Annotated in this window: 1 protein-coding gene; it reads left to right on the top strand. The window is 65.6% G+C overall.

Annotation, left to right across the window (positions count from 1 at the left end; genetic code table 11):
• Window positions 1–262: ArdC-like ssDNA-binding domain-containing protein (locus tag K6N12_RS35160; RefSeq protein WP_425517740.1), on the top strand; the 262-nt coding region annotated here is incomplete at both ends.

Genomic DNA, 262 nt, shown 5'->3' on the forward strand with positions numbered 1-262 from the left:
GCTTTGCCGTCCTCCACTTCGTTGCGGCCCTGCGGGTGCAGGCAGCGCTTGCAGCCCGGCTTTCGGACCGCCGTAGCAGGTCGCGATGGCCGCGACCTCGAAACGGAGGTTCCAACATGAGCAGCCAAGCCATCTCCCGCGGCTTTGCCTCATCACGCTGGATGACGTTTCGCCAGGCAATCGAGCTCGGCGGCGCCGTTCGCAAGGGCGAAACCGGCACGACCGTGGTCTTCGCCAGTTCGTTCATCCGCACCGAGACGAC

Source organism: Rhizobium redzepovicii, from assembly GCF_019793435.1.
GTDB classification, from domain to species: domain Bacteria; phylum Pseudomonadota; class Alphaproteobacteria; order Rhizobiales; family Rhizobiaceae; genus Rhizobium; species Rhizobium redzepovicii.